The sequence below is a fragment of the Pigmentiphaga sp. GD03639 genome (assembly GCF_029845405.1).
Lineage (GTDB): Bacteria > Pseudomonadota > Gammaproteobacteria > Burkholderiales > Burkholderiaceae_B > Pigmentiphaga > Pigmentiphaga daeguensis.
Map to the genome: position 1 here is coordinate 1 of NZ_JAOCLR010000065.1, position 2467 is coordinate 2467.

A 2467-nucleotide genomic window follows, 5' to 3' on the forward strand; every position below is an offset into this window, starting at 1 on the left:
GTAAGCGCTCAGTGAGCAGCGTTCTGGTGCGGGTGGCCTGTCGGTGTTAGGCAGGTTGTGCCGGAGTGGCCATGTTCCAAGGCAGCAGCTTCTCGTAGTCGTCGGCGGTTTGCGCGTATGGCAGCGCCTTGAGCATGGACTGGAGATACTGGTAGGGGTCGATGCCGTTGGCCTTTGCGGTTTCCACGAGCGAGTACAGGTTGGCCGAGGCGTGGGCGCCGGCCACGGTGTCGCAGAATAGCCAGCCGCGTCGACCGACGACAAACGGGCGGATCGCGTTCTCACAAGGATTGTTCGAGATCGGCCAGGAACCGTTGTCAACGTAGCGGATGAGCTTTGGCCACTGGCCGTGCAGGTAGTGCAAGGCCTTGCCGAACAGGCTCTGCGGCAACACGCTGTGCAGGTGCTGCGTGAGCAGCGTCTCGATCTCGGCGAGGACCGGCCGGCTTTGTGCAGCGCGCAGTTGTTGGCGTTGCTCGGGCGTCATGTCCTTGGCTTGTTGCTCGACGGCAAACAGCTTGCCAATCCCCTCGATGCACGCGGCCGCGGGATGTCCCTGTTGCTGCGCCTTGGGCAACGCCTCCTGGGCCTCGATCAGGTACCGTCTTGCGTGTGCCCAGCAGCCCAGATGCACAAGGCCATAACGCTCGGCAACGGCATCATACGGCGCGTACCCGTCGGTCATCAGCGCCGCATCGCGTCGGCTGCCGGCGTACAGCGTCGCAGCCTGTGCAGTGTTGCGCGTCGGGCTGTACGTAAACAGGCGTATGGGTGGCCCCGCGCCGTTCATCTGCGCCCACAGGAAGCTTTTGCTCTGCGCCGCTCGCCCAGGCTCTTTGAGCACCTGCACAGTCGTTTCATCGCCGTAGAGAACGTCGGCGTCCAGCAGATGATCTCGTAGCAGGTTGATCAACGGCTGCACGGCCTTGCCCACGCGCACCACGCTGGCTGCAAGCGTGGCGCGTGATAGGTCTCCGCCGAAGCGATTGAGCAGCCCCGCCTGGCGGTACAGCGGCAGGCCGTCCTGGTATTTGGCCGTGATGCACCACGCCAGCGCCGATTCGGTGAGCAACCCCTTGGGGATGACTCGCGCCGGCGCCGGAGTGGTCTTGATACCGGCATCGCAGCACGGGCAGGCGTACTTCACACGCTGATGCTGCACCACGCGGATCTGCTGCGGCACGATATCCAGTTGCTCGCTGATCTCCACGCCGATCTCGACCAGCGCCTGCCCGTCATGCGGGCACACGCGTTCGGACACAGGAAGCTCGTGACGGACCTCAACCCGGGGCAGCCCGGGATCCAGCGGTTTGCGCCCGCGCTGCTTGCGCGTGTGGCCCGCCACCTTCACCGCCGTCGCGCCGTCCTCTTCCCGGGCCGGCGATGCCTGTTCACCTGGAGCCAGTGCTTCGGCCTCGTTGAAGAAGAGATCCTTCTGTCCGGATCCGCGTGCTTCGCTCTTGGCTGCGAATAGCTTGCGCTGGAAGGCCTTCAGTTGTTCCTTCAGCAAATCGCGCTCGACCGTCACCACGCGCAGCGCCGCCTGGAGCGCTTCGTATTCTTCGGCGGTGATGGTGACGGTGTTTGGCATGGCGGATTAGACCGCCGCGATGATGCGGCGTTCACGCCGCCCGATAATACGCCCGTTGCGGATGCCGGCGCACCGCCTCGATGTCGATTCCTTCGAGCAACCAATGCAGTTGCTCGACGGTCAGTATTGCTACCGCCGCCGCGCGTGGCCACACGAAGCGGTCCTTCTCCAGCCGCTTGAACAGCAGCCAGAAGCCGTTGCAATCCCAGAGCAGGATCTTGATGCGGTCAGCACGTCGGTTGCGAAACACATACATGGCGGCCGCGAATGGGTCCAGCCCCAGCGACTGCTCGACCAACGCCGCCAAGCCGTTGATGGACTGCCGGAAGTCCACTGCCTCGCGATGCAGGTATACCTTCAACCCCGCGTCAAAACGAAACATCAGCGCTGGCTCCAAAGCGCATCGACAATCGCCCTGATCACCGCGGCATCGTTGGCGCCACAAGACACCTCCAGCGTCGTTCCATTGGGCAGCTTGGCGCTCAGGATAGTTGACCGCCCGGTCGCCGGTGCTGCCGGCTTCGGCGAGTCGACTACCGCGCAGGCTTGGACCGCAACGAATGGCACCAACGCATCCTTGCCAGCTTGGTGAGGCTGCCGGCTCTGCCCGATCCATTTGCGCAGTTGATTGGCGTTGACACCCGCCTTCAGCGCCATGCTCGAAACTGACGCCCCCGAACTTACGCACATCTGGACCAGTCGTTGCTTGGCTACGGGGTCATAGTCACGCTTGCCATTGGAGCGTACTCGTATGGGTTGCAGCGGGAGAAAGTCTACCTGTTCGATCGTCATGGTTGCGTCCGCAAAAGTCGTTGCGGACGCAAGCTTGACCACTTGTACGCTACCCCGATAGGGCGTTGTTCGCTAACCGCTTAC

3 protein-coding genes are annotated in these 2467 nt (G+C 63.2%); all 3 read right to left on the reverse strand.

Features of this window, described 5'->3' with window-relative positions:
• Positions 1 to 46: 46 nt before the first annotated feature.
• From N5K27_RS28720 to N5K27_RS28730, 3 genes are read right to left on the reverse strand one after another with little or no spacing between them, the layout of a single operon-like run.
• Positions 47 to 1591 carry an IS66 family transposase gene (locus N5K27_RS28720; RefSeq protein WP_087783216.1) on the reverse strand — a complete coding sequence of 515 codons (1545 nt, stop codon included), beginning with the start codon at positions 1589 to 1591 and terminating at the stop codon, positions 47 to 49.
• A gap of 31 nt (positions 1592 to 1622) precedes the next feature.
• A complete protein-coding gene (gene tnpB / locus N5K27_RS28725; RefSeq protein ID WP_087783217.1) occupies positions 1623 to 1973 on the reverse strand; it encodes an IS66 family insertion sequence element accessory protein TnpB in 351 nt (116 codons plus the stop codon).
• Positions 1973 to 2383 carry a transposase gene (locus N5K27_RS28730; protein WP_087783218.1) on the reverse strand — a complete coding sequence of 137 codons (411 nt, stop codon included), beginning with the start codon at positions 2381 to 2383 and terminating at the stop codon, positions 1973 to 1975. The genes tnpB and N5K27_RS28730 overlap by 1 nt, the downstream gene beginning before the upstream one ends.
• Positions 2384 to 2467: the final 84 nt, after the last annotated feature.

Bases quoted from the DNA above. Each gene is read 5' to 3' on its own strand.
- N5K27_RS28720 (WP_087783216.1), bottom strand. From the start codon at position 1,591: ATGCCAAACACCGTCACCATCACCGCCGAAGAATACGAAGCGCTCCAG.
- tnpB (WP_087783217.1), bottom strand. From the start codon at position 1,973: ATGTTTCGTTTTGACGCGGGGTTGAAGGTATACCTGCATCGCGAGGCA.
- N5K27_RS28730 (WP_087783218.1), bottom strand. From the start codon at position 2,383: ATGACGATCGAACAGGTAGACTTTCTCCCGCTGCAACCCATACGAGTA.